The organism is Serratia sp. HMSC15F11 (genome assembly GCF_001808215.1).
In the GTDB taxonomy this organism is placed as follows: Bacteria; Pseudomonadota; Gammaproteobacteria; order Enterobacterales; family Enterobacteriaceae; genus Serratia; species Serratia nevei.
Window position 1 is genome coordinate 1 of sequence record NZ_KV792437.1, and the last position, 1,484, is coordinate 1,484.

1 protein-coding gene is annotated in these 1,484 nt (G+C 44.3%); it reads right to left on the bottom strand.

Translation table 11 applies throughout. From position 1 onward, the window contains the following. Window positions 1-51 precede the first annotated feature (51 nt). Window positions 52-1,281, bottom strand: coding sequence for an EAL and HDOD domain-containing protein (locus tag HMPREF3138_RS09115; protein ID WP_070558934.1), 1,230 nt, complete (start codon window positions 1,279-1,281; stop codon window positions 52-54). Window positions 1,282-1,484 lie beyond the last annotated feature (203 nt).

The window sequence follows — 1,484 nt, forward strand, 5'->3', positions numbered from 1 at the left end:
TAAAACACTATCAATAAGTTGGAGTCATTACCTGTCTTGTGATAAATATCCTTAACAGACGGCGAGCTCGTCCGCCCATTTTGTTGCGGCCTGCATGGTTTCTATAACAGTGAACTCGCTGATATTGAGGGTATTACATATTTTCGCGGTTTCCTCCCAGTTAAGTTTCTCATAACATAACGACAGGGTCAGTATGTCAAAAAGTTCACCTTTATGTTCACAAAGCGCGGCAGTTACGTTTTGCGGGATTGAAATCTGTTTAATTAAATCGTCCATGGGGAGTTCAAGAATGACATCCAGCAATGAAAACAGACCGCATATAAATGCGTTATAGGATAATGAAACATTATTTATTTTTCCGGCAATTAATTCGCAGAATTTTCCGCGAACCATGCTCAGATGATAAAGTTCACTGATGCCGGAACGCCCCATATTTGAAAGGGCGGCCACCGCAACAAACCGCCGGAGTTCTTTGCCCCCCAGATACATCAGCATTTCTTTCAGGGTAAGATTGTCCGCCTGAATTATGCCATGTGATTTAAACAGCATGTTTCTGACGTAGCGCATGATTTTATATGACAGCGTCAGATCGGTTTTAAGCAGACGTTCGACCGCGGCAAAGTCCGGGTTTTCCCTGTTCACCTCCATCATCAGCCTGGAGAGTGGCAGGGGGTTCTGGGAAAGGCATTTATTTCTGAGGATTTCCGGGCGACTGAAGAAAAATCCCTGGAAAAGCGCGAAACCCGCCCGGCTGTAAAGCTCAAACTCGTCCCTTGTTTCCACTTTTTCAGCAAGGAATTTTATGCCCTGCAGAAGCTGACTTTTTCTGTGGATATATTGCCGGATATCTTCATAGTCATTGTCTCTGACATCAAATTTGATGACAGAAATATACTGCATAAAGCGGTCCCATTCATCATCCATCGTGAAATCATCGAGCGCAAGCTGGTAACCCCTGTCGTGCATATCCTTTACGGCACAGAAAAGCGCATCATCCGGGACTGCATTTTCCAGAATTTCGATGACCACTTTTTTATTCGGCAGCGTATTGCCCAGTCCGTTAATGATCATCTGGTGCGGCACATTAATAAAAGAACTGTGATTGTTGGCTATACGGGGAACAGGGATGCATAAAAACTGGTCAGAAATCATTCTGGACGTGGCGTATTCTGGTGAAACATCGGGAAAGGCATTGTTCATTCCGTCCCTGAAAAGCAGCTCATAAGCGACGGTCTGCATTTTTGTGTCAAAAATAGGCTGGCGTGCGATAAATGAATACATATTCCCGGTCCCCAGGTCAGCGTTATAATTTTTAGAAATGTAACCTTTCCATGCTTATAACACGCACTACGGGCAATAAATTTGATCCGGAGCACAACTCAAATCATAAAAGAACCGGGATGATGCGACATCACCATTCCCGGCCAACAGAATTGTGGCACTGTTGCAAAGTTAGGGAAGGTGCGAATAAGCAGGTCATTTCT